Genomic DNA, 26,706 nt, shown 5'->3' with positions numbered 1-26,706 from the left:
ATCAACGAGCCAATCTCAAAATTTGCACAACTAACTGTGAAAAACTCATACCTGCCTGACGAGCAGCCATTGGCACTAGGCTATGGCTTGTCATACCTGGCGATGTATTAACTTCCAACAGATAAAATTGGCCATTGCTGTCTTGCATTACATCAACTCGCCCCCAGCCTTCACAACCAACAACTTGGTAAGCTTTCAGCGCTAAGTCTGCGAGTTCTGACTCAAGCTGTTCATCTAAACCACTTGGGCAAAAATATTGAGTTTCATCAGATAAATATTTCGCTTCGTAGTCATAAAAAATACCTGGTGGTTGAATACGAATTGGCGGCAGAGTGTTGTCTCCTAACACCGCGACCGTGAACTCAGGACCACTCAGCCATTTTTCAATTAACAACGTTTCATCAAATTGAAACGCAAGATCCAGTGCAGCAGGCAATGCCTCTAAGTTATCAACTTTACTCATACCAACACTGGAGCCTTCAAGGCTTGGCTTCACGATAAGAGGTAATCCGAGAAATTGCACTTTAGCGACAATTTGCTCATAAGAAGCCTGCTTATACTGCTGCTTTGTTAAGTAAACATACGGCGATACACTTAACCCTGCACCTTGCCATAATTGTTTTGTTCTCAACTTATCCATGCTAAGCGCTGAAGCCATAACACCACTGCCGGTATAAGGCAGATTTAGTGTTTCTAACAGCCCTTGTAATGTACCGTCTTCACCACCGCGGCCATGTAACGCAATAAAAACTTTATTGAAACCTGCATCTTTCAATGTTTCTACAGGGAAATCTTGAGGGTCGATAGGATGAGCATCAATACCTGCTTGGCGTAGCCCTGCCAGCACAGCATTTCCTGACTGAAGTGAAACTTCACGTTCAGCAGATGAGCCTCCTAATAGAACCGCAACTTTCTCTGTCATTTTTATTCCTCAATCATCGGTGGCTGTAATTTTGCTTCTGCTAGGCTTTTGGCTATTTTACCAATATTTCCTGCGCCTTGAACTAAAATTAAATCATTTTCATCAAGAGTTTGAGCTAAAATATGTGGAATTTGTTCAATATCTGCAACATAAATAGGATCAATCTGACCACGACCACGAATTGAGCGGCACAATGAGCGGCTATCCGCACCTGGTACATGCTTTTCGCCCGCTGAATATACGTCTAACATTAGCAGCACATCAACCTGCCCCAAAACGTTAACAAAATCATCGTATAAGTCACGAGTACGAGTATAGCGATGCGGTTGGAATACCATTACAATACGCTTATCTGGCCAGCCTGCTCTCGCGGCTTTAATCGTTGCATCCACTTCGGTTGGGTGATGACCATAGTCATCGACTAGCATCACTTCACCCTCTTTGCCATTCACATTTCGCAGAGGGAAATTCCCTAGGAAATCAAAGCGACGCCCTGTTCCTTGAAATTCAACTAGTGCAGATAAAATATGTAAATCGTCAATACCTTCTTCTGTGGCGACCGCCACTGCGGCTGTCGCATTGAGAGCATTGTGACGCCCTGGTGCATTTAGAACCACCGTCAGTTCTGGCATATTTTCACGGGCAATAGTGAAAAAGCCTTGATTTCCTTTTTGCTCATATTGCGTGATACGCACATCAGCGTCTTCACTAAAACCATAAGTGGTGATATAGCGGCCAATTTTGGGTAGTAACGAACGAATGACTGGATCATCAATACACATCACTGCGCGCCCGTAAAATGGCAAATTGTGCAAGAAATTAATGAACGTATTCGTTAAATTATCGAAGTCACCTTGGTAAGTATCCATATGGTCTGCTTCGATATTGGTCACAACTGCAACTAACGGTTGCAAATGCAAGAATGAAGCATCGCTTTCATCGGCTTCTGCGATCAAGTAGCGGCTACTACCTAAACGTGCATGCGTTCCTGCTGATTTAACCAATCCCCCATTCACAAATGTGGGGTCAAGGCCTGCTTGTGCATAAATCCCAGAAATCATTGCTGTCGTAGTGGTTTTCCCGTGGGTACCTGCAACAGCAATGCCATGACGATAACGCATTAATTCCGCTAACATTTCTGCACGACGAATAACAGGAATACGCAATTCTTTGGCGGCTTGAATTTCTGGGTTCTCACTTGAGATCGCTGTTGATACGACGACAACACTGGCATTTTCAACGTTCTCTGGACGGTGATTAAAGTAAATCGTTGCCCCTAATGCGGTTAATTGTTGAGTCACTGCATTCGGAGCTAAATCTGAACCACTAATTTCATAGCCTTCATTTGCCAACACTTCAGCGATACCACCCATGCCAGCACCGCCGATGCCGACAAAATGGATGTGCCTGACTCTTCTCATTTCTGGCACTGATGTTCTTAATTTCGCTAATTGTTGTGTATTCACTATATTTCTTCGCTTCTAAATTAATTCGGTATCAATTATGACTAATATTATTTAGCCACTTCACAGATCACGGCAGCAACTCGGTCTGTTGCATCAGTAATTGCACAACTATGTGCTTTTTCAGCCATTGAGAGTAATTCGTTTCTGTCCCATTGCCCTAATAAGCTCGCCACAGCATCTGCGGTAAATTGTGACTGTTCTAAAATTTTAGCCGCCCCCGCTTTTTCTAGCGGTAATGCGTTCCAATACTGTTGACGGTCTTTATGTTGAAAAGGAACAAAAATAGCCGGTAAACCTGCGGCTGCAATTTCACTTACGGTTAGTGCGCCAGACCGACAAACAACAATATCTGCCCATGCGTAAGCTTGCGCCATATCATCAATAAATTCAGTAACTTTATACTCAGAATTGACTGAAACTTGCATGTGCTCATTATACAATGCTTCTGTCGATTCCTTACTGCCTTTTCCCGCTTGATGCCAGATATTTAACTGTTTGCCTACTTTTTCAGCAACCAGAGGCATCACCTGATTTAAAATCCGTGCCCCTTGGCTACCACCGACAACCAATACGCGTATAGCGCCTTCTCGGCCCGCTAAACGTTCCTGTGGTGCAGGTAGAGCCAAAACATCTTCCCGTACTGGATTCCCTACAACTGGTGCGTCAGGAAATGCCCCCGGAAAGGCTTGTAATACTCTTTTTGCAATTCGAGATAGCCATTTATTCGTTAACCCTGCAATACCATTTTGTTCATGAAGCACAACGGGTACACCACATTGCCATGCCGCAATACCACCGGGCCCCGAAACATAGCCTCCCATGCCTAATACAGCATCTGGCTGATAACGCTTGATAATTGTTTTTGCTTGGCGAATTGCTTTATAAATACGCCATGGCGCCCCCAGTTGGGCGGCAATGCCTTTACCCCTGAGACCAGAAATTTGAATAAATTCAATATCGATACCGTGTTTAGGCACTAATGTTGCTTCCATTCGGTCAGCCGTGCCTAACCAACGGATTTCCCACCCTTGAGCCTGCAAATAATGTGCCACGGCTAAACCTGGAAAAACATGTCCTCCAGTTCCACCTGCCATGACGAGTAATTTCTTTGCCTGACTCATTTAGTGCTCCTTACAAACGCCTGCGCTTTTTCAAGGCGTGTTTCAAAATCAATTCTCAGTAATATCGCAATGGCAGCAGCCATTACCAGTAAACTCGAACCACCATAACTAATTAATGGCAATGTTAAACCTTTTGTCGGTAACATACCGGATGCAGCCCCAACGTTAACTAAGGCTTGGAAGGTAAACCAAATACCAATTGAACAAGCTAAATAACCACCGAATAATTGGTTTGACATCAATGCGCGACGGCCAATCATCATTGCTCTAAATGCCAACATAAAGACCATCAGCAGAACCAATACAACGCCAAAGTACCCGAGCTCCTCAGCTAAAACCGAGAAAATAAAGTCTGTGTGTGCTTCTGGCAAATACTCTAATTTTTGTACTGAATTACCAAGCCCTTGCCCAAACACTTCACCACGACCAAAAGCCATTAAAGATTGGGTTAGCTGATAACCACTGCCAAACGGGTCATCCCACGGGTTCAAAAACGATGTAACACGACGTAAGCGGTACGGCTCGAACCAAATCAAAGCCAATACCCCCACTGCGCAAGCGGCAATACCAATAATAAACGGCGCTAACCTTGCGCCCGCTAAAAATAACAATCCCAGAGTGGTAACCACTAATACGATAACGGTCCCTAAGTCAGGCTGTAATAAAAGCAATGACGCCATAACAATCAAAATACACATCGGTTTAATAAAGCCAAGAAAACGGGTTCTGACTTCATCGGATTTACGCACCAAGTAACTGGACACATAGCAAAACAACGTAAATTTCGAAATTTCTGCTGGTTGAATTTTTACCAAACCGATGTCTATCCAGCGTGATGCCCCGTTAACTGAACTTCCTGCAACCAGCACCACCACTAGCATGCCAAGTGAAACCATCAACAAAATGAAATTGTACTTTTCCCAAACTGCCATCGGGATACGCATGACACCCAATGCTAAAATAAATGCGATAACGATATACACCACATCACGCTTAGCGAAATAGAACGGGTCTTCTGTTAAGCGTTGGCCAACTGGCATGGAAGCGGATGTAACCATGATAAAACCCACTGCGGCTAAACCGAATGCCAACCACACTAATGTACGGTCGTAAAGCGTTGAGCCTGAAATCACGCCATTTTTTTCACCAATGACCCAATTTTTTAAACGCATCGCACCCGGTATCGTCATTAACCTAACTCCTGGGCTAATTGAGCAAAGACAGTTCCACGCTGCTCAAAACTTTTAAACTGATCCAAACTGGCACATGCAGGGGATAACAGCACCATGTCCCCCGCTTTTAATTGTGGCGCAATTTGGCGTAAGCTTTGTTCCATAGTCTCAGTCAATACTGATTTTTCAGGTGCCATATCAGCTAATGCTTTCCCATCACGACCAAAGCAATATAAGCGGTAGTTATCCGCAGCAATATATTGTTTTAATGGTGAAAAATCGGCTGACTTGCCATCCCCACCTAATAATAAATAGATATTGCCATTCACGTGTAACCCATTTAATGCCGCTTCTGTACTTCCAACATTTGTGGCTTTAGAGTCATTAATCCAGCGAACACCGTTATTGAATAACACTAATTCGAAACGATGTGCTAACCCCGCATATTCTTTCAATACTTGAAGGCAAGCTGGACGAGGAATATCCACTGCATCCGCCAATGCTAACGCGGCTAACGCATTAAGGTAATTGTGTTGGCCGGTTAAGTGCATTTCATTGACATCTAATAGCTCTTTTCCTTGAGCCACTAATACCCGTTTTTGGGTATCAAAGAAATAATCACCACTATTTAAGCCAAAGCTAATGCATTCATCCAAAGTATGATTAGCGGGTAAGGTCAGTATATCTTGTACGTTAACAATGCAGTTTTGAGCATTGTGATAAATTTTTAATTTCGCTTCACGGTACTGTTCTAGACCTAATGGATATCTATCCATATGATCTTCACTAATATTTAAGACTGTCGCGGCGGTCGCTTCTAGGCTTGAGGTGGTTTCTAATTGGAAGCTTGAAAGTTCTAAAACGTATAAACGATGCCCTGCATTGAGTAATGAAAGTGCTGGCGTACCAATGTTGCCACCTACACCAACTGAAATACCCGCTGCTTTAGCCATTTCTCCAACCAATGACGTGACAGTGCTTTTACCATTTGAACCTGTAATCGCGACAATCGGTGCATCTGCTTCACGGCAAAATAATTCGATATCACCCACAATTTCGATGCCATTTTCTGCGGCCTGCTGTAATTGAGGGGTCGCTAACGCAATTCCTGGACTAGCAACAATTAAATCGGCGGCCTGTAACCAGTTATTATTCAAACTACCACTATGGCATTCTACATTTTCTGGGAGTTTATCTACACCAGGCGGTACTGCACGGGTATCCATAACGCGAGGCACCACGCCGCGCTCAAGGAAAAAGTGAACGCAAGATAGGCCGGTGATCCCCAGCCCAATAATAACGACGTTCTTACCCTGATAATCAACCATCTTAACGCACCTTCAAGGTTGCCAGCCCAATCAGGACTAGCATTAACGAGATAATCCAGAAACGCACGATAACACGTGGTTCTGGCCAACCCTTCAATTCATAATGGTGGTGAATTGGTGCCATACGGAAAATACGTTGCCCACGCAATTTAAATGAACCGACTTGTAAAATAACTGACAGCGTCTCAACGACGAACACACCGCCCATAATCACTAATAAAAACTCTTGGCGCAGTAATACCGCAATAGTCCCTAGTGCACCGCCAAGCGCCAATGAGCCGACATCGCCCATAAATACTTGCGCTGGGTATGTGTTAAACCATAAGAAGCCTAACCCTGCCCCCACAATGGCAGTACAAACAATCACCAGTTCACCTGCATGGGGTAAAAATGGAATATGTAAGTAACTGGCAAAGTTGACGTTACCTGTTGCCCATGCCACTAATGCAAAACCTGCGGCAACAAATACCGTTGGCATGATAGCTAAGCCATCCAAGCCATCTGTTAGGTTTACTGCGTTACTGGTTCCAACAATCACAAAATAGGTCAGCAAAATATACAGCATGCCCAGTTGTGGCATTACGTCTTTGAAAAATGGTACAACTAACTGAGTTGCTGGGGTATCTTTACCAATCGCGTACATGGAAAAGGCAACAATTAACGCAATCACGGATTGCCAGAAATATTTCCAACGCGCGATTAAGCCACGAGTGTCTTTACGAACCACTTTCCGATAGTCGTCAACAAAACCGACAATGCCATACCCGACTAGCACGAGTAGTACACACCAAACGTAAGGGTTGTCTAATCGAGCCCATAACAATGTTGAAACGGTAATTGAAAATAAAATCAATAACCCGCCCATGGTTGGGGTTCCACGCTTACTAAAGTGAGACTCAGGGCCTTCGTTACGAACGACTTGACCAATTTGCATTTTCTGCAGGTAAGCAATTAAATGAGGCCCCATCCACAGAGCAATGGCGAGTGCCGTCAGCAAACCGACAATGGCCCTGAACGTCAAATAAGAAAAGACGTTCAGAACAGAAAACTTGTGGACTAACATTTCGGCAAGCCAGACTAACATTCGAAGCACTCCTTCAATGCATTCACAACATCTTCCATCGCGGAGCTGCGTGAACCTTTAACTAAAATAGAAACAACGTCCTTCTGCTGCGCTAGCGGAATTAGTCGGGTTAATAAATCTGCTTTCACTGTGAAGTGCTCACCACACTCACTAAATTGGCTGATCAACTCACTTAACTGACCAACACTGAATACCTTATCTAAACCCGCCTGCTTAGCGGCAACACCTACACGTTGGTGGCAATCTTCGGCATAATCACCCAGTTCCCCCATATCCCCTACCACTAAGATGCGGTAACCCGGCATTTTTTCGAGGACCTGAATTGCTGCGATCATCGAGCCATCATTGGCGTTATAAGTGTCATCTAATACCACTTTGTGTTCACTCAAGCGCACAGGGTATAAACGCCCAGGTACCGCTTGCGTTTTTGCTATGCCGTTTTTGATATCTTCTAGGCTAGCGCCGACAGAAATCGCCAATGCACTTGCCGCTAACACATTAGCAATGTTATGCCACCCTGGTAATGGCAAGGTGATATCGACACTACCAACAGGGGTATGTAACACAAAATCTGTTGTTAGCTGTTTCACTTGAATATCAGAAGGATAGAAATCCGCTTTTGCTTGTGAAGTTAGCGAGTAATACCAAACAGTTTGGCGTGGCTGAAACTGCCATTTTTCACTGTAGCTATCAAGGTTAACAATTGCGGTTCCTTCTTCTGGAACACCTTGATAAATTTCACCTTTGGCTGTCGCAACCCCTTCTGGTGAACCAAAGCCCGCTAAGTGCGCAGCAAATAAATTGTTAACTAACGCCGCTTCTGGTTTAACAATATTGGTTGTGTAGGCGATTTCATTAGGGTGATTAGCACCCATTTCTATCACAGCGAATTCATCATCATTTGTTAAACGAAATAGTGTCAAAGGCACACCAATATCGTTGTTTAAATTACCGGCGGTATATAAGGTTTTACCGCGCTCAGATAAAATAGATGCTGTCATTTCTTTAACAGATGTTTTGCCCGAAGACCCCGTCAAGCCAACGATTCGAGCTCTGCTCTGCTGACGAACCCATGCAGCCAATTGGCCCATCGCAATACGCGAGTCTTTCACGATAACTTGTGGGCAATCTACATTCAGCTTGCGCTCAATAAGTAACGCTTTAGCTCCCGTAACCACCACTTGTTGTGCGAAATCATGGGCGTCGAAGCGTTCACCTTTTAAGGCAATAAATAGGCAATTTTCAGCAATTTTACGGCTATCAGTACTAACAGTGCTAATCAAAACATTGGTATCTGGAGCAGACTCAATCTGCCCTTGGGTAATCTGTGCCAGCTGAGCGAGTGTTAAAGAGATCATGCGATTACCCCCAACAAACGAGCCACCGTTAAACGGTCGGAGTAATCTAGCTTGCGCTGACCAATAATTTGATAATCTTCATGACCTTTGCCTGCAATCACAATCACATCATCAGGAGATGCCTGCAAAATGGTGTTTGTCACTGCTTCTGGACGACCTGGAATGGCCAAGGCACGGCTGGAATCTAATAGTCCAGCCATGATGTCATTAATAATATCGATAGGGTCTTCGCTGCGCGGGTTGTCATCTGTGATCACGATTTTATCTGCATATTCTTCTGCTGCGGCTCCCATCAGAGGGCGCTTACCTTTGTCACGGTCACCACCGCAACCAAATACACACCATAATTGCCCTTTGCAATGTAAGCGTGCTGCCGCTAAGGCTTTTTCTAAGGCATCAGGAGTATGCGCATAATCAACAACAACTGTCGGTTTATTCGGTGCACTAAACACTTCCATACGGCCGCAAACTGGTGACAATGAAGATGTAGCAGCCAGCAGTTTGTTTAACGGATAATCCATCATCAGCAAAGTTGCCATTGCCACTAATAAGTTGCTGACATTAAATGCTCCCATCAATGGGCTTTCAAAGTCACCATTTCCCCACGAGGATTCAAAATGGATAGTGGCGCCTTTGTCGTGGTATTCAACTTCCGTTGCTTTTAACCATGGGCCTTGCCAATCTTGAGGAATTTTGTTTTCCATGGTCACCGCGCACGCTTGTGGTAAACGCTGCAGCCACTTCAAACCAATCGCATCATCCGCATTGATAATTTGCGATTTTGTATTATGTGTGGAAAACAATAGCCATTTAGCGGCTTCATAGCTTTCCATATCGCCGTGATAATCAAGGTGATCACGGCTTAAATTAGTGAACACAGCGGCATCGAACTGTAAGTCTGCGACACGGCCTTGTACTAATCCATGGGAAGAAACTTCCATCGCTGTTAATGTTGCTTTTTGGTTCAATAACTGGGTCAATTCAAGTTGAATATCTACCGCAGAGCCCGTGGTATTTTCGCTTGGTGACACATGGCCTAATAGGCCATTACCCACGGTTCCCATTACTGCACTGGTTTCCCCTAGCCCTTGAGCCCATTGAGCAATTAATTGTGTGGTGGTGGTTTTACCGTTAGTCCCCGTTACACCAACGAGTTTCATTTTTGCAGAAGGTTGGTGGTAAAACTCACCGGCCAGTGCAGATAAACGGTTATTCAGGTCATTCAAATAAATAACAGGTACGCCATGAACGAAACGAATTTCGCCTTCAACGGCTTCACCTTCCGCCTCTGCTATTACAGCGGAAACCCCTTGAGCAATCGCTTGAGGAATATAGTGTCGCCCATCCGATTGATGACCTTTTATTGCAATAAACAGATCGCCCGCGGCAGCCTTTCGACTGTCTAGCGTCATCTCACGCAGTGAGATTGGAGTTGTGCTCACACCAAAGGGTGAGAGTAGATCACAAAGATTACGATCTGCCACTTTTAACCTCTTTTTGACTATTTACGATTTCATTTTGTTCGTTTGGTTGCAATGCGTCGGGTTCAACGTTCATCAACCGCAAGACCCCACCCATGATTGAGCCAAATACGGGGGCAGAAACCGCACCACCATAGTATTTACCTGCACTTGGCTCATTGATAAGCACAACTAACGCATAGCGTGGATTACTCGCAGGCGCAACACCTGCGGCATAAGCTAAATATTTATTAACATAGCGCCCTTCAGGGCCCACTTTTTTTGCTGTACCGGTTTTAATGGCAATGCGATAGCCTTTAATGGCTGCTCGAGCTCCCCCACCGCCGGGTAGAGCTACACTCTCCATCATATGCACCACAGTACGCATAATTGGCTCAGGAAAAACACGCGTCCCTGGCACGGGAGGGTCAACTTTAGTGATTGATAGAGGCCGGTAAATACCGAAACTCCCTATCGTTGCATAGGCTCGCGCTAACTGTAACGGTGTTACCATTTGCCCGTAGCCAAAAGAAAAGGTGGCCCTTTCTAAATCAGACCACCGTGTTTTTTTACTTGGAAAGATGCCACTACTTTCCCCGACTAACCCCAGATTAGTCGGCTTGCCAAACCCAAAGCGGCTATACACATCCACCAGCTCAGTGGCAGGCATCGCTAACGCAAGTTTTGAAACACCTACGTTACTCGACTTCTGTAAAATCCCAGTAATAGTTAGCTCAGCGTATCGTGCTACGTCTTTGATCTCATGACCACTAATACGATACGGATAAGTATTAATTACTGAGTTTTCTTTAATAATTTTGTTATGTAGCGCACTCATTACCACCATAGGTTTTACTGTTGAGCCCGGCTCAAAAATATCCGTAATGGCGCGGTTACGCATCGCATCCATTGATGTACCCGTTAAGTTATTTGGGTTATAGGATGGGCTATTCGCCATTGCTAAAATTTCACCGGTATGAACATCAACTAAAATTGCCACACCCGATTCCGCTTTATTTTCCTGCACGCCACGTGTTAATTCACGGTAAACAATGGATTGAATACGTTCATCAATACTTAATGTCAGATTATGCGCAGCTTGGCTGTCAATAGACGAAATGGTTTCAATCACTCGCCCATTACGGTCTTTACGGACTGTACGTTCACCCGGCGCACCTTTTAACCAACGGTCAAAGCTTTTTTCGACGCCTTCAATCCCTTCACCATCAATGTTTGTTACCCCCAGTAAGTGAGCGGTAACTGGGCCTGATGGGTAATAACGACGAGATTCTTTGCGTAAGTAAATACCCGGTATTTTTAATTTTTTAACGTAATCACCAATAGATGGGTTAACTTGGCGCGCTAAATACACAAAACGGCCTCTTGGATTGGCCGATATTTTGCTCGTAATTTGTTCTAATGGAATTTCAAGTGCGTCTGCCAGTGCTTTCCAGTGTTCGTCATTGCTTATTCCCCCTTTTTCAAATACCTCTTTGGGGTCTGCCCAGATCGCATTGACTGGCACACTCACGGCAAGTTGCCGCCCTTCTCGGTCGCTAATCATACCTCGTGATGTCGCAACTTCTTGCACTCGTAAAGAGCGCATATCGCCTTCTTTCACCAGTTTCTCTGGCGCAATAATTTGCAGATAAGCCACCCGCGTTAGCAACCCTGCTAACGCTAAGACAATGCATCCGCACAGCAAAATAAAGCGCCAGCGGACAAAGCTGGTACTCTCTTCTTGTTTCTTATTTTTCGCTGTTTTTGGTGCTTTCATTAGGAACCTTTTTATTGCTTAGAAACAATAATTTTTTCTTGTGATGGTTCAACTTGCACCATCTGTAATTTTTCAACCGATAAACGTTCTATTCGGCTATGGCTCGCAAGGGCGTTTTCTTCAAGGATCAAATTACGCCATTCGATATCTAACAAGTCTTTTTCTTCATACAACTTATCTTTTGCGGCCGTTAGTAAACGCGTTTCATGTGCCGTTGTTACCACAAAAACAGCACTGATAATAATTGCCACTAATAAAATCAAAGGAACGATGCCATAACGAAATAAATCACGCCCAATGACGCGAGCTAGGCTGTGCCTTTCTGGAACCATTATTCCGCCGCCTTCTCAGCAAACCGCAACACGGAACTACGTGCGCGTGGATTTTCATCAATTTCGTTTTCCGAAGGTTTCATCTTACCTAGGTCACGTAACTGCGCTGCACCTAACTCTTTAATCTGCGCTTCAGTTAGAGGAATACCTGCTGGCACCGATGGACCTTTACTATTTTTGCGAATAAACCGTTTTACTAACCTGTCTTCCAACGAATGGAAACTGATAACTGATAAACGCCCTTGAGGTGCTAAAACGTTCATTGCGCCTTCTAACGCTTTTTCTATTTCTTCCAATTCACTGTTGATATAAATTCGAATGGCTTGGAAGCTACGCGTCGCTGGGTGCTTATGTCGGTCTTTCATTGGGCTAACTTTTGCAATTAATTCAGCAAGATGCCGTGTGCGTGTTAACGGTTCTTCTTCCGGGTTATGATTACGCTCAACAATCGCTCTCGCAATTCGTTTCGCAAAACGCTCTTCACCAAAAGTTTTTAAAACCCAAGCTATGTCATCCGCTTCTGCGTCCATCAACCATTGCTGTGCAGATTGCCCTTTGGTTGGGTCCATCCTCATATCTAACGGCCCGTCACGCATAAAGGAAAAACCGCGTTCAGGGTCATCTAACTGGGGTGAAGAAACGCCTAAATCCAGCAGTACGCCATCAATTTGCCCGACCAACCCTTCTTCTTCGACATACTCTGCAATCGCAGAAAATGGGCCATGTTTAATCATAAAACGAGGGTCATCAATAGTTTGAGCCGCTTTTATTGCCTCTGGGTCACGGTCTATGGCGATTAAACGACCATTTTCGCCAAGCTGACTTAATATCAACCTTGAATGACCACCACGACCAAATGTGCCATCAATGTAGATACCGTTAGGTTTAATGTTTAAGCCATTAACGGCTTCATCCAGTAATACTGTTACGTGTTTAAATTGCTGTTGCGTCATTATTAAAGTGACAAATCCTGTAAGCGGGCTGAAAGTGGTTCATTGGTAAGGCGCTCAGCGGCAATATCATCTTCCACTTGCTGATACCAAGTTTGTTCATCCCAAAGTTCAAATTTATTAATCTGGCCAACCAACATGACCTCTTTGGTTAGCCCTGCGTGTTGACGCAATGTACTGGCTAACAAAAGACGCCCCGCGTTGTCCATTTGGCATTCACTTGCATGGCCCAATAACAGCCGTTGCACGCGTCGTTCAGCAGGGTTCATCGTCGATAACCGAGAAAGCTTTTCTTCGATAATCTCCCACTCAGGTAAGGTATAAAGCAGCAGACATGGCTGGTGAAGGTCAATGGTACAAACCATTTGCCCTTTCGATTCCTCGTTCAGCATTCCTCGATAACGAGTCGGCACGGTTAGACGCCCTTTGCTGTCGAGATTAACCAGTGTTGCCCCACGAAACATACCCGATTAAACCCCTTTTATTTCCAAGCCACCCACTTTACCCCACAATTCACCACATATAAAGTTTACGAATGGTATGAAAACGTTGTCAAGCCAGTCGCACTCAGCTTTAGCTTTATTTACAGAACAATTCAGAAAAAATAAGGGTAGGTAAAATATGACTTGGAAAGAAAATGCGAAATAACAAGTTGATATAATTAATATATTTTATAAAGTGCAACTTAAATAAGCGAGATCACTCTAGATTGCTGCAAAATCATACAAATCATTATAAATTCAACTTAAGTCTCATTTTTAATCAGTATATCTTGTACCAGTTATTTACTTTTATTGAGTCCCCAAATAATCATTAATATCTAATAATGGTAAAAACACCCCGAAAGAAAAATAAAACCATTAAATATCAACATAATAAATAACTGTTTTAATAAACAGTATTTAATTTTAAATATTTATCGCACAAATCAGTAATACATCTACAATAAATTTATATTAATTTAATCATCCGATTTAGCTTTCATTTTAAAATCAGCAATAAATATCTTAAGATAAATCCTAAAGTTAAATATTTACCTACTTTTAGCTTATAAAAAAAAAGCCCCTACAAGATAGGGGCCGTTATATTACTCATTATTGTGACCAACATCACTCATTATCGTGTAAATATTCACTGTTCGATTAAAGTTAAGTCTATTTTACTACTGCTTACGACCTAAACTTCCACGACGGCATAAATCACGGCGAATACGAGTAATACCAGGTTCTGGTTTTTGCTTTTCATCAAGGCTGGCAAGTACTAATTCTAAAATACGTTCAGCGATATCCCTATGGCGTTGTGCAAGGGAAAGCACTGGGCACTCGAGAAAATCTAATAACTCATTATCACCAAATGTGGCAATGACCATGTGCTCAGGTAAACGACCACTACGTTTCAACGCAACATCTAATACACCTTGTAGTAAGGAAAATGATGTTGTAAATAACGCGTCAGGCATCTCGTTACCGCTATCAAGCCAATGTGCAAAAACCTCTGCTGCTGAATCGCGTTCATAGCTATTTGCATACAGATAATCAATCTTGCGCGGGTCTTCATTCCATGCTTTACGGAAACCTTGCTCGCGTAAATAGCTGACAGACAGCTCAGGTAACGCCCCCAAATACAATACGGATTCAGCATTAAACTTGCGTAGTTCTGCTGAAATCATGAAAGCATCTTCTTGGTCATCACCAACGACACTAATAAAATGCTCTTTTTCAAGGGCTCTATCAAGTGCGATAATCGGTAAAGAACGGTTCGCCCAACGCTGATAAAACGGGTGTTCCGGCGGTAAAGCTGTCGAAACAATAATGGCGTCAACTTGTCGTTGCAAAAGGTGCTCAACACAACGAATTTCATTGTCAGGTTGGTCTTCTGAGCATGCTATTAGTAGTTGATAACCACGTTGACGCGCCTGCCTTTCAAGGTAATTTGCTATACGGGTATAGCTGGTATTTTCCAAGTCTGGGATCACTAACCCTATAGAACGGGTACGCCCTGCTCGTAGCCCCGCAGCAACTGCATTTGGATGGTAATTGTGCTCTCTGACGACTGCCATCACTTTTTCTACAGTTTTATCGCTGACTCGATACTGCTTGGCCTTGCCGTTGATCACATAACTAGCCGTTGTGCGGGAAACACCCGCTAGACGGGCTATCTCATCCAGTTTCACGTTAACCTCTTTACAATTTTGGGAATAGCCCCGAATCATTCGGGGCCTTAAACGCGATTATTCTACCTTCGGAAGATAAATTTTTCATCGCATAATTTTATCACCGCGTGAAACTCCGACAATCCCTGAGCGTACAACTTCAACAATTTCAGCAACACCACGCACTGATTCGATAAAAGCATCCAGTTTTTCGCTTGTTCCCGCTAGCTGAACGGTATAAAGCGTTGGGGTTACATCAACAATTTGTCCACGGAAAATATCCGCACAGCGCTTCACTTCATCACGCCCATATCCAGAGGCCTGTAGCTTCACTAACATGATTTCACGTTCAATATGTGCTGACGCCGTCAGCTCACTGACACGCAGCACATCAACCAATTTATGCAATTGTTTCTCAATTTGCTCAAGAACTTTTGCATCCCCTTTAGTTTGGATAGTCATACGTGACAATGTTGGATCGTCCGTTGGCGCCACGGTCAAACTTTCAATATTATAACCACGCTGAGAGAACAGACCTATGACACGGGACAAAGCACCTGATTCATTTTCTAATAAAACGGATAAAATACGACGCATGATCAGGTCCTCTCTGTTTTGCTCAACCACATTTCATCCATTGCGCCGCCACGGATCTGCATTGGATAAACGTGCTCAGTTTCATCAATATTTACGTCAACGAAGACTAATCGCTGATTTTCATTTACTTCAACAAGGGCTTGTTTTAGTTTTTCTTCCAGCTCATCAGGTGTTGTTATCGAAATACCAACGTGGCCATAAGCTTGCGCTAACTTGATGAAATCAGGCAATGATTGCATGTAGGATTGCGAATGGCGGCCTTGATAAATCATATCTTGCCATTGTTTTACCATGCCTAAGAAACCATTGTTTAAGTTGAGTACTAAAACCGGTAAACCATATTGCAGGGCTGTTGAAAGCTCCTGAATGTTCATTTGGATACTGCCGTCTCCGGTCACACAAACAACTGTCGATTTTGGATGCGCTAATTTCACCCCTAATGCAGCAGGTAAACCAAAGCCCATCGTGCCAAGACCTCCAGAATTTATCCAATGACGAGGTTTATCAAAGGGATAATATAATGCGGCAAACATTTGGTGCTGCCCGACGTCAGATGTCACATACGCTTCACCTTTCGTTAAACGGTAAATCATTTCAATAGCTTGTTGTGGCTTAACTTTTGTTGGGCTGGTTTCGTAACGTAAACATTGTTTACTACGCCACTGTTCAATTTCTTTCCACCATGCAGTGAGCGCTTGGTTATCTTGTTTTGCTGAAGCCTGGTCTAACTGACCTAACATTTGCTTTAATGTAAGTTTCGCATCACCCACGATTGGGATGTCCGCATTAACCGTTTTTGAGATAGACGTTGGGTCAACATCAATTTGGATAACAGTCGCATTTGGGCAGTATTTTTCTAAGTTGTTCGTTGTTCTATCATCAAAACGAACACCAACAGCAAAAATCACATCTGAGTTATGCATAACCTTATTAGCTTCATAGGTTCCATGCATTCCAAGCATCCCGACAGACTGCTTGTGAGTTTCTGGGAAAGCTCCTAACCCCATTAAGGTTGATACTACTGGTAATTGTAGTTTTTCTGCCAACTCAATAAGTTCAGCAGAGCAATTCGCGTTAATCGCTCCCCCGCCAATATAAAAAACCGGTTTTTTTGCCGAAACCAATTTAGTTAACGCTTTTTTGATTTGACCTTTGTGGCCTTGCAGCGTTGGGTTATAAGAACGCAAAGAAACATTTTCTGGATAACGATAAGCAAACTTCAAGGCAGGGTTAACGGTGTCTTTAGGGAAATCAATAACTACAGGCCCAGGACGCCCACTTGCCGCAATATAAAAAGCTTTCTTGATGGTTTCAGGAATTTCTTCTGCGCTTTTAATTAAAAAACTGTGCTTTACTATTGGCCTTGAAATCCCAACCATGTCGCATTCTTGAAACGCATCATTACCAATTAGCGAACTGGCAACCTGCCCCGATAACACCACCATCGGTACTGAATCCATATAAGCTGTCGCAATACCCGTAATCGCATTCGTTGCCCCTGGCCCCGATGTCACTAACACGACCCCAACATCTCCTGTTGAACGTGCATAACCATCAGCCATATGCACCGCAGCCTGTTCATGACGCACTAATATGTGTTCTACCCCGCCAACAGTATGAAGTGCATCATAAATATCCAATACGGCACCGCCTGGATAACCAAACACGTGCTTTACTCCTTGGTCAATCAACGATTTGACGACCATTTCCGCTCCCGACAACATCTCCATGAGTTTGCCCCCAGACATTATTTGCAAGTGAAGAGGTATGCTCTACCTCTTTATTTTTATCATTTAAATAGTGAAATTCGTACTATTAACATATCTCTCCGGCTGAAACGAAGCAAACACCATTTCAGTGCAAGGATCACGAAACTTTCACATCATCTTGAACATGGGAATTTGATAGATAAATTGACTGCGTATGAAAATAATAGAAGGAAAAATGACTGGCATGAATGAAAAAACAGTGCAACTTTAATTAGTTGGAACCGTTACAATTTTTAATATTGAGCTATTATTTGAATGAATAAATAAGAACAGAACAAAAACAAGACCTGACTTACCTATAATACAGGTAAGCCAGATAATTAAATGGTAAATCATTCTTTGTACATCGATTCAATTTCTAATTGATAGCGCTCAGAAATGATTTTACGACGTAGCTTTAAAGTCGGCGTTAATTCACCTTTTTCCATTGAAAATGTGGTTGGTAGCAATGTAAAACGCTTAACTTGATGGAAATTTTCGATATTCTTTTGTAAATCTTTTAAGCGACTTTCGAATAATGCCACAATATTCGAGTCTTTTAAGAGTTCTAAACGATCTCGATATTTCAGGTTTATTGAATGGGCATATTCTTCTAAGCTGTCATAGCAAGGCACAATAAGCGCTGAAACAAACTTACGAGCATCGGCAATGACTGCGATGTGTTCAATAAACTTGTCTTGCCCTAATACGCCTTCAATCATCTGCGGTGCAATATATTTTCCATTAGACGTTTTCATTAAATCTTTTAGTCTATCTGTAATATATAAATTACCTTGTTCGTCAATTTTCCCTGCATCACCTGTTTTTAACCAGCCATCCGCTGTAAATGTATCTAAGGTTTCAATCGGGCGGTTGTAATAGCCTTTCATAACCACCGGCCCTTTTACTTGTATTTCATCGTCTTTACCAATACGCACTGAAACAGAAGATAGTGGTGTACCAATCGAGCCTAATGGGTATTTCCCTTCTTCCCAGCAAGATACCGTGGCACAGGTTTCTGACATACCATAGCCGTATTTAATGTTTACCCCTGCAGAAAGGAAAAATGCAATCACATCGTCATCAAGACGGGCACCTGCAGCTGGCATGAACCGAATTCGCCCCCCTAACCCTTCACGAATTTTATTGAGGACCAGTTTGTCGACCATCGGGAAAATAGCGCGGTTAATAAAAGAGGGTTTGCGGCCTTTTGCTAAGGCTTTCACTCGGCTTCTGCCAAGGGATAATGCACAGCGAAATAGTGCCCTACGTACTAAAGGTGCTTTTGCCACTTTACTGTGTATTGCTGAATAAACTTTTTCATAAAAACGTGGAACCGCACACATTACTGTCGGTTTTACCTCAGCTAATGCTTCCCGAACCTGATTGGTATCCGTTAAATAAACGTTTAGTGCTCCAACGTGCATAACGTAAAAGCTCCACGCACGTTCAAAAACATGTGAAAGTGGTAAAAAACTTAAAGAAACATCATCAGCGGTGAGTTGTAATCGTTCGTCATGGAGATACAGCTGCGCAGCCATGTTGTAGTAATCCAACATAACGCCTTTGGGTTCTCCGGTAGTACCTGATGTATAGATGATGGTAAATAAATCACTGAGATTATGCGCAGCGATGCGTTCATCCAGTTCTGCTTGGTATGCGGTTTGTGATTGCGCCATAAACGTGGATAAATGCATGGTATTGATTGAAATATCAGCCAACTTAACATTGTCATTCATCACAACAATCGTGGTTAATTGAGGGCAAAGAGCGGGTAACTGGCATGCAACTTGATATTGCGCCTCTTCCCCAACAAATAACACTTTAATATTTGCGTCGTTAATAATATACGCAGCTTGCTCGACACTGCTAGTCGCATAAAGTGGCACCGTGACCGCCCTAATTTGTAACGCGGCAAAATCCACTAATGACCAATTCATACTGTTGTGGGCAAATAACCCAATATTTTCTTGTGCGATAACGTTTAATGCTAAGAGGTGTCGAGAAATTGCTGAAGTGCGATCGCCAACCTCCCCCCACGTTAATGAGCTACGTTGCCCGTTATCCCATTGACTGAAAGCTATCCGGTTCGCTGATTCTTGTGCAGTAACCCTGCTACGTAAGCGATTAACCAAGTGGTATGGATATAGATTTTCAGTAATCAAAGTTTATTCCCTATAAGTCATTATCGATATAAGCTACTCGGCACATTCACAAGCACTTAACCATTCTTATTATTTCAGCTTACAAGTGTTAGCTGAATATTCGCAGTGTATCGACTAAAGAGATGCGTGAAAAGCATTTATATGTAAATTTTTTGCAAATGTTATGTCTGCTACAAAACTCACCATAGCACCTACGATAATGAGTTAATCATGCTTGTTGGCATGTATATTTTGTTATAAGCACGTTTGCAGAAATATAGAGGTTGTTGGCCTTAAGGGACAATTTCATTTGTTATTGTCCCTTAACAAAATGAGCTATTTCTTTCTCATCAGTTCGAGATAGCCTACAACCTCTAATATTTTAAATAGGCGTGTTATGCCGCAACAGGCTGTTCAGAGAGTTCCTCAATCAATTGATTGAATTGAGACTTCATCCATTGATGGCCTTTATCCCTAACCGTTGATTCATGCCAAGTTAAGTAACAAGGCAGTGTATCCTTAAGCCAAGGTAACGTTAACGTACGTAATTTAAGTTGCCCAACGTGATGATTAACTAACCATTTTGGCACAATAGCCACGAGATCAGTTTGAGCAACAATACTCAATACACTATTTAAGTCAGTCCCTTGATAACTAACCGTATGCGATAACTCAGTATTATTATAATAAGGTTTACTAAATGACCCCATGTTATCCATTGACATAATAGCGTGGCGTTCATTATTTAGTTCAGTTTCAGAAATTGAATTACCAATACGTGGATGATGATTTGCCACCACTAATACCAATTCGTCATCAAATAAAACCTGATGTTGAAATTCCGTCTTTTCTAATTGATTATAGCCAAGGAAGAAATCCATTTCTTGGTATTTTAATTGATGAGCAATTTTATCACCCATAAAAGAATGAATGATTATATTAATATTAGGCGAAACTACCTTAAATTTTTCGACAATAATAGCAGCTAGGCGAATATCTAACGGTGAACAGATAGATAAATTAAATACCCGATCACTATTTTGTGGGTTAAAACCTGCGCTAGGTAATTCATTATGAACTAATTGTAATGCTTGCCTAATAGGCCCAAATAATTGTTTAGCACGCGATGTCGGCTGAATACCACGCCCATACCGCACAAATAACTCGTCATTAAACATTGATTTTAAACGTGAAACTGCATTACTTACTGCAGGCTGAGACATCCCTAGAACTTGCGCAGCTTTTGTCACGTTTTGCATCTGCATAACCACGTCAAAAACCGTTAATAGGTTAAGATCAACATTACGTAAATGAATATCGCTACTATCTTTTTTAGCTGTTGAAATTGTATCAAAATCAGTCATTTTTTACTCCACTAATATATTTATCATTTTTCATTAACGAAAAGAGTCATTCATCTAAAGAAACCGACGAATATATAAATTCATTAAATATTATTCTTAAAACAACTTATAGATAATAAGCTATTTCGCTTTCCCTGCATTTATTAAAACGACGTTTATATTACTTAACCTATTAATTAAACTTGCAGTATAAATATCATCATAAAACGTAAATATTCATCAAAATAATGAGTGATAACTACTAATTAGACTTGCAATCACTCACCGTAAAAATAATAAAGCAATTTTTGCAAGAAATCATAATAAATCGTATTTAGAATCAATAAATATCCTCATTATCAGATTATTTTTTAAATACTCATTTATTAGATAATTAACTTAATTAAAAAGCATTGGTGTAGGTGATTCATTCCTTGCGTTGAACTTTAACTCATAGGAAAATAGAAAAACATTATAAAATTCAACACATTAAACCAAACCAATACTTAGACAATGCCTGATTAAAGAATTTTACCCTTATAATTACATAAAAATCCAGACAAAACAGAAGAGTTACACCAAAAAAATAGCAACAACCACCAACTAAAAGCCATAATTCATGATTAGTAAAAATATGCTAAAAATCTATGATTGACATTAACTTTAAGATAACGTATCAATAAATACAGTTTAATTAAGATACTCAAGAGAGACGGTTGCAATGACATTTTCTATTCGCCTACTAAGCCTACTACTACTCGCATTAAATTTGCGCGGTATGCTTATGGACGAAAAATAGAAACAAACTGTCCACAAACATTAAGAACCCGCGCAACCGCGGGTTTTTTTATGCCTGCGGCTTTGGAAGAACATAACACTCAGTAAAAACAAAATTCGATATGAGGAACACAATATGAGCAACCAAGTCATTATCTTTGATACCACCTTACGCGACGGTGAGCAGGCATTACAGGCTAGTTTATCAGTCAAAGAAAAATTACAAATCGCCTTTGCGTTAGAACGTTTAGGCGTTGATATCATTGAAGCCGGTTTCCCAGTCTCTTCACCAGGTGACTTCGAGTCCGTTCAAACCATTGCCAGAGAAATCAAAAATAGCCGAATTTGTGCATTAGCACGTTGTATTGAAAATGATATTGATGTTGCAGCCGAGTCATTAAAGGTTGCCGAAGCCTTTCGTATCCATATTTTCTTAGCCACCTCCAATTTGCATATGGAGAAAAAATTAAATAAATCCTTTGATGGCGTAATGGATATGGCAATCAATTCCATCAAGCGCGCTAGACGCTATACCGACGACGTTGAATTCTCCTGTGAAGACGCTGGCCGTACTGACCCTGACAATTTGTGCCGCATTGTAGAAACAGCTATAAATGCGGGAGCCACCACCATTAATATCCCAGATACTGTAGGTTATACAACGCCTTACCAATTTGGTGGAATTATCACTGATTTGTATAACCGTGTGCCAAATATCGATAAAGCCGTTATTTCTGTTCATTGCCATGATGATTTAGGGATGTCGGTTGCTAACTCAATCAGTGCCGTGCAAGCCGGTGCCCGCCAAGTAGAAGGGACAATTAATGGCTTAGGTGAACGCGCTGGCAACACGGCATTAGAAGAAGTGATTATGGCAATTAAATTGCGCGAGCAAATGTTAAATGTGCATACCAATATTAATCACAAAGAAATTTACCGGACCAGCCAATTAGTTAGCCAATTATGTAATACACCAATTCCAGCGAATAAAGCGGTTGTCGGCAGCAACGCATTTGCTCACTCATCAGGAATTCACCAAGATGGCGTACTGAAAAACCGCGAAACCTATGAAATCATGACGCCTGAGTCCATTGGCTTAAAAGAACAACAACTGAATTTAACCTCACGCTCAGGCCGTGCCGCTGTTAAGCACCGTATGGAGGAAATGGGGTATCACGAAGGTAAAGACTTCAAATTGGATGAATTATATACTGCATTTTTGAATTTAGCCGATAAAAAAGGTCAAGTGTTTGACTATGACTTAGAAGCCTTGGCTTTCTTTACTAAACAACAAGATGAAACTGACCACTTCGTAATGGACTATTTCAGTACGCAATCAGGCTCTAGTATTGTTGCGACAGCAACAGTCAAAATGCAGTGTGGTGATGAAGTGAAATCTGAAGCTGCAACCGGTAATGGCCCCGTTGATGCGATTTACCAAGCTATCAGCAACATTACACAATTCCCTATGAAGTTAGTCTCTTATCAGTTGTCAGCTAAAGGCCACGGCGAAAATGCATTAGGCCAAGTAGATATCGTGGTTGAATGCCATAACCGTAAGTTCCACGGGATGGGGTTAGCGACAGATATCGTTGAATCTTCAGCAAAAGCCATGGTGCATGTGTTGAATAGCATTTGGCGCTCAGAGCAAGTTGAAAAAGAAAAACAAAAAATAAATCAAGAATCACAATCAAACACGAAGGAAGCTGTTTAACAATGTCTAGTTATAAAATTGCCGTATTACCGGGAGATGGCATCGGTCCAGAAGTGATGGCGCAAGCTCACAAGGTTTTAGCTGCTATCAGCAAACGTTTTGCAATAACAATCAACACCACTGAATATGATGTTGGCGGTGCGGCAATCGACAAGCACGGTGAGCCATTACCACAGGCCACAGTAAAAGGTTGTGAGGAAGCTGACGCTGTCTTATTTGGTTCTGTCGGTGGGCCGAAATGGGAACACTTGCCACCTGATAGCCAGCCTGAACGTGGTGCATTATTGCCTTTACGCAAGCATTTTAAATTATTCAGTAATTTACGCCCTGCTCGCTTATATCAAGCATTAGAAGCATTTTGCCCATTACGTGCAGACATCGCAGCTCAAGGCTTTGATATTCTTTGTGTGCGTGAATTAACAGGTGGGATTTACTTCGGTCAACCAAAAGGCCGCAAAGGTGAAGGCCAAGAAGAATACGCATTTGATACTGAAGTTTATCACCGCTATGAAATCGAGCGTATCGCACGTATTGCTTTTGAATCAGCCCGCAAACGTAATAACAAAGTCACATCAATCGACAAAGCAAACGTGTTACAAAGCTCGGTCTTATGGCGTGAAGTGGTCAATCAAATCGCAAAAGAATATCCAGATGTTGAAGTCAGCCATATGTATATCGATAACGCAGCCATGCAAATGATCAAATCCCCATCACAGTTTGATGTGGTGTTATGTTCTAACTTGTTCGGCGATATCATTTCTGATGAATGTGCGATGATCACCGGTTCCATGGGCATGTTACCTTCTGCGAGCTTAAATGAAGTTGGATTTGGTTTGTATGAACCTGCGGGAGGCTCTGCTCCAGATATTGCTGGAAAAAATATTGCCAACCCAATTGCACAAATTTTATCTGCTTCCATGTTGCTAAGATTTAGCTTAGACCAAGCCGATGCAGCAGATGCAATCGAGCGTGCGGTCAATAAGGCCTTAGAAGAAGGTTTTAGAACATCAGACTTAGCAGGTGCAGGTCAGTCAATAAGTACCAGTGAAATGGGCGATATTATTGCTCGTTATATTGCAGAAGGGGTTTAACATGGCCAAGACTTTATATCAAAAATTGTATGATGCCCACGTTGTCCGTGAGGTCGAAAATGAAATCCCTTTGATTTATATCGATCGCCATTTGGTACATGAAGTGACATCACCTCAAGCGTTTGATGGTTTGAGAACTAAGAAACGTCCTTTACATCAACCAAGTAAAACTTTTGCCACAATGGATCACAACGTATCAACGCAAACCAAAGATATTAATGCGTGTGGCGATATGGCTCGTATTCAAATGCAAGAGTTGATGAAAAACTGTAAAGAGTTTGGCGTAACTTTATATGATTTGAATCACCCATACCAAGGTATTGTCCATGTGATGGGGCCTGAGCAAGGTATTACTTTACCCGGTATGACCATTGTATGTGGAGACTCCCACACCGCAACACACGGTGCATTTGGCTCATTAGCCTTTGGTATCGGAACATCTGAGGTTGAGCACGTGATGGCGACTCAAACGCTGAAACAAGCACGCGCTAAAACAATGAAAATTGAAGTCGTAGGCAAAGCTCCAGCAGGTATTACTGCAAAAGATATCGTTTTAGCGATTATCGGTACAACGGGCAGCGCAGGCGGTACTGGCTATATTGTTGAGTTTTGTGGTGAAGCTATCGAAAACTTAAGCATGGAAGGCCGCATGACGGTATGCAACATGGCAATTGAATTAGGCGCGAAAGCGGGAATTATCGCACCGGATGAAACCACTTTTGCCTATATGAAAGGTCGCCAATTTGCACCTAAAGGCCAACAATGGGACGATGCGGTTGCTTATTGGAAAACATTAAAAACGGATGATGATGCACAATTTGATAAAGTCATCACTATTCAAGCAAGTAGCATCGCGCCACAAGTCACTTGGGGAACCAACCCTGGGCAGGTGATTGCCATCAACCAGCCGATCCCTGCTCCTGAGTCATTTGCAGACCCTGTTGAACGAGCTTCTGCTGAAAAAGCATTAGCTTACATGGGGTTAGAGTCTGGCATTAAATTATCTGATGTCAAAATTGACAAAGTATTTATTGGTTCATGTACGAATTCACGTATTGAAGATTTACGTGCCGCTGCTGCAATTGCAAAAGGTAAAAAAGTGGCTAATGGCGTACAAGCTATTGTTGTTCCGGGATCTGGCCCTGTTAAGGCCCAAGCTGAGCAAGAAGGTTTAGATAAAATTTTCATTGAAGCGGGTTTTGAATGGCGTTTACCGGGTTGCTCTATGTGTTTAGCGATGAATAATGACCGCTTAAACCCTGGCGAACGCTGTGCATCAACCAGTAACCGTAACTTTGAAGGCCGCCAAGGTCGCGCAGGTCGTACTCACTTGGTTAGCCCAGCAATGGCAGCTGCTGCAGCGATTAATGGCCATTTTGCTGATGTACGTGATATTCAAATCTAAGGAGAAAATGATGGAAAAGTTTATTACACACGTCGGGATTGTCGCTCCTTTAGATGCAGCCAATGTGGATACTGATGCCATTATCCCTAAACAGTTTTTGCAAAAAGTGACTCGCACAGGTTTTGGGCAACACTTGTTTAATGACTGGCGCTTTTTAGATGAGAACGGGCAACAACCTAACCCTGATTTCGTCTTAAATAAGCCAGTTTTCAAAGGGGCAAGTATTTTATTAGCTCGCGAAAACTTTGGTTGCGGTTCATCCCGTGAGCACGCACCTTGGGCATTAACTGACTTTGGTATTCAAGTGGTTATCGCCCCAAGTTTTGCTGATATTTTTTATGGTAACTCGTTCAACAACCAATTATTACCAATCAAATTAAGTGAAACTGAAGTGGATGAGCTGTTTAACTATGTTAATAGCCATGAAGGTTGCCAGTTTACGGTAGACTTAGAAGCTCAAACCGTGACTGCTGGTGATAAAACCTATCATTTTGAAATTGATAGCTTCCGCCGCCACTGCATGATGAATGGCTTGGATAGTATTGGTTTGACGTTGCAGCATGTCGACCAGATCACCGATTTTGAAAGCAAGATTCCATCCTTTATGCAGTAAATCCTTTTCTACGCCTACTTTGGTGGGCGTAGTTCCTCTTTTAGCTCTAATTATCCAACTAAACCGCCTACTTCGCACCAAAAATGCGGAATTCATCCATCATTAAAAATTTACAATCCAAAATCACTTCCCCGTTAATATCTTCCTGTATA

Annotated in this window: 21 protein-coding genes; 4 read left to right on the top strand and 17 right to left on the bottom strand. The window is 42.3% G+C overall.

Features of this window, described 5'->3' with window-relative positions; genetic code table 11:
* Position 1: 1 nt before the first annotated feature.
* The 17 genes from PSE83_RS09355 to leuO form a co-directional block, all read right to left on the bottom strand.
* A complete protein-coding gene (locus PSE83_RS09355) occupies positions 2 to 922 on the bottom strand; it encodes a D-alanine--D-alanine ligase (protein WP_004262027.1) in 921 nt (306 codons plus the stop codon).
* A gap of 2 nt (positions 923 to 924) precedes the next feature.
* Complete coding sequence (gene murC, locus PSE83_RS09350; RefSeq protein WP_036958462.1) at positions 925 to 2,388, bottom strand: UDP-N-acetylmuramate--L-alanine ligase; 1,464 nt, start codon at positions 2,386 to 2,388, stop codon at positions 925 to 927.
* A gap of 47 nt (positions 2,389 to 2,435) precedes the next feature.
* Positions 2,436 to 3,509, bottom strand: a complete 1,074-nt coding sequence (gene murG, locus PSE83_RS09345) for an undecaprenyldiphospho-muramoylpentapeptide beta-N-acetylglucosaminyltransferase (RefSeq protein ID WP_172766909.1) — start codon at positions 3,507 to 3,509, stop codon at positions 2,436 to 2,438.
* Entirely contained in the window at positions 3,506 to 4,699 is a 1,194-nt protein-coding gene (gene ftsW, locus PSE83_RS09340) for a cell division protein FtsW (RefSeq protein WP_004262031.1), read from the bottom strand. Before ftsW ends, murG begins: the two co-directional genes overlap by 4 nt.
* Positions 4,699 to 6,009, bottom strand: a complete 1,311-nt coding sequence (gene murD, locus PSE83_RS09335; RefSeq protein WP_180312510.1) for a UDP-N-acetylmuramoyl-L-alanine--D-glutamate ligase — start codon at positions 6,007 to 6,009, stop codon at positions 4,699 to 4,701. Before murD ends, ftsW begins: the two co-directional genes overlap by 1 nt.
* Position 6,010: 1 nt before the next feature.
* Positions 6,011 to 7,093: a phospho-N-acetylmuramoyl-pentapeptide-transferase gene (gene mraY, locus PSE83_RS09330; RefSeq protein ID WP_004262035.1), complete on the bottom strand. Its 1,083-nt coding sequence runs from the start codon at positions 7,091 to 7,093 to the stop codon at positions 6,011 to 6,013.
* A complete protein-coding gene (murF, locus tag PSE83_RS09325; RefSeq protein ID WP_272660825.1) occupies positions 7,087 to 8,451 on the bottom strand; it encodes a UDP-N-acetylmuramoyl-tripeptide--D-alanyl-D-alanine ligase in 1,365 nt (454 codons plus the stop codon). The genes mraY and murF overlap by 7 nt, the downstream gene beginning before the upstream one ends.
* Entirely contained in the window at positions 8,448 to 9,935 is a 1,488-nt protein-coding gene (gene murE / locus PSE83_RS09320) for a UDP-N-acetylmuramoyl-L-alanyl-D-glutamate--2,6-diaminopimelate ligase (protein ID WP_136134542.1), read from the bottom strand. Before murE ends, murF begins: the two co-directional genes overlap by 4 nt.
* A complete protein-coding gene (gene ftsI / locus PSE83_RS09315; protein ID WP_004262040.1) occupies positions 9,922 to 11,688 on the bottom strand; it encodes a peptidoglycan glycosyltransferase FtsI in 1,767 nt (588 codons plus the stop codon). The genes murE and ftsI overlap by 14 nt, the downstream gene beginning before the upstream one ends.
* Before the next feature lie 11 nt (positions 11,689 to 11,699).
* On the bottom strand, positions 11,700 to 12,020 hold the full coding sequence (gene ftsL / locus PSE83_RS09310) for a cell division protein FtsL (RefSeq protein WP_004262041.1): 321 nt from the start codon (positions 12,018 to 12,020) through the stop codon (positions 11,700 to 11,702).
* On the bottom strand, positions 12,020 to 12,973 hold the full coding sequence (rsmH, locus tag PSE83_RS09305) for a 16S rRNA (cytosine(1402)-N(4))-methyltransferase RsmH (RefSeq protein WP_004262042.1): 954 nt from the start codon (positions 12,971 to 12,973) through the stop codon (positions 12,020 to 12,022). Before rsmH ends, ftsL begins: the two co-directional genes overlap by 1 nt.
* 2 nt (positions 12,974 to 12,975) lie before the next feature.
* Positions 12,976 to 13,434, bottom strand: coding sequence for a division/cell wall cluster transcriptional repressor MraZ (gene mraZ, locus PSE83_RS09300; protein ID WP_004262043.1), 459 nt, complete (start codon positions 13,432 to 13,434; stop codon positions 12,976 to 12,978).
* 698 nt (positions 13,435 to 14,132) lie between these two features.
* Positions 14,133 to 15,143 (bottom strand): catabolite repressor/activator, encoded by a 1,011-nt coding sequence (cra, locus tag PSE83_RS09295; protein ID WP_036958466.1) that lies wholly within the window; start codon positions 15,141 to 15,143, stop codon positions 14,133 to 14,135.
* An 84-nt stretch (positions 15,144 to 15,227) separates the two neighbouring features.
* Positions 15,228 to 15,719: an acetolactate synthase small subunit gene (gene ilvN / locus PSE83_RS09290; protein ID WP_004262045.1), complete on the bottom strand. Its 492-nt coding sequence runs from the start codon at positions 15,717 to 15,719 to the stop codon at positions 15,228 to 15,230.
* A 2-nt stretch (positions 15,720 to 15,721) separates the two neighbouring features.
* Positions 15,722 to 17,449: an acetolactate synthase 3 large subunit gene (gene ilvI, locus PSE83_RS09285; RefSeq protein WP_036958468.1), complete on the bottom strand. Its 1,728-nt coding sequence runs from the start codon at positions 17,447 to 17,449 to the stop codon at positions 15,722 to 15,724.
* A gap of 371 nt (positions 17,450 to 17,820) precedes the next feature.
* Positions 17,821 to 19,632, bottom strand: coding sequence for an AMP-dependent synthetase/ligase (locus PSE83_RS09280; protein WP_036958469.1), 1,812 nt, complete (start codon positions 19,630 to 19,632; stop codon positions 17,821 to 17,823).
* Positions 19,633 to 20,006: 374 nt separating this feature from the next.
* Complete coding sequence (leuO, locus tag PSE83_RS09275; protein WP_110592165.1) at positions 20,007 to 20,975, bottom strand: transcriptional regulator LeuO; 969 nt, start codon at positions 20,973 to 20,975, stop codon at positions 20,007 to 20,009.
* A gap of 892 nt (positions 20,976 to 21,867) precedes the next feature.
* On the opposite strand from leuO, the gene leuA reads away from it, so the two are divergent.
* The 4 genes from leuA to leuD are packed head-to-tail and all read left to right on the top strand — an operon-like array spanning position 21,868 to position 26,554.
* Entirely contained in the window at positions 21,868 to 23,445 is a 1,578-nt protein-coding gene (gene leuA, locus PSE83_RS09270; RefSeq protein WP_004262054.1) for a 2-isopropylmalate synthase, read from the top strand.
* Between the two features lie 2 nt (positions 23,446 to 23,447).
* Positions 23,448 to 24,536 carry a 3-isopropylmalate dehydrogenase gene (gene leuB / locus PSE83_RS09265; RefSeq protein ID WP_004262056.1) on the top strand — a complete coding sequence of 363 codons (1,089 nt, stop codon included), beginning with the start codon at positions 23,448 to 23,450 and terminating at the stop codon, positions 24,534 to 24,536.
* A 1-nt stretch (position 24,537) separates the two neighbouring features.
* Entirely contained in the window at positions 24,538 to 25,941 is a 1,404-nt protein-coding gene (gene leuC / locus PSE83_RS09260) for a 3-isopropylmalate dehydratase large subunit (protein WP_004913219.1), read from the top strand.
* A 7-nt stretch (positions 25,942 to 25,948) separates the two neighbouring features.
* Positions 25,949 to 26,554 (top strand): 3-isopropylmalate dehydratase small subunit, encoded by a 606-nt coding sequence (leuD, locus tag PSE83_RS09255; RefSeq protein WP_094961358.1) that lies wholly within the window; start codon positions 25,949 to 25,951, stop codon positions 26,552 to 26,554.
* The last annotated feature ends 152 nt before the right edge of the window (positions 26,555 to 26,706 follow it).

It is taken from the genome of Providencia sp. PROV150 (genome assembly GCF_028481025.1).
GTDB lineage: Bacteria > Pseudomonadota > Gammaproteobacteria > Enterobacterales > Enterobacteriaceae > Providencia > Providencia hangzhouensis.
The sequence above is the reverse complement of the archived record's forward strand: the minus strand, read 5'-3'. Positions and strand labels throughout refer to the sequence as shown.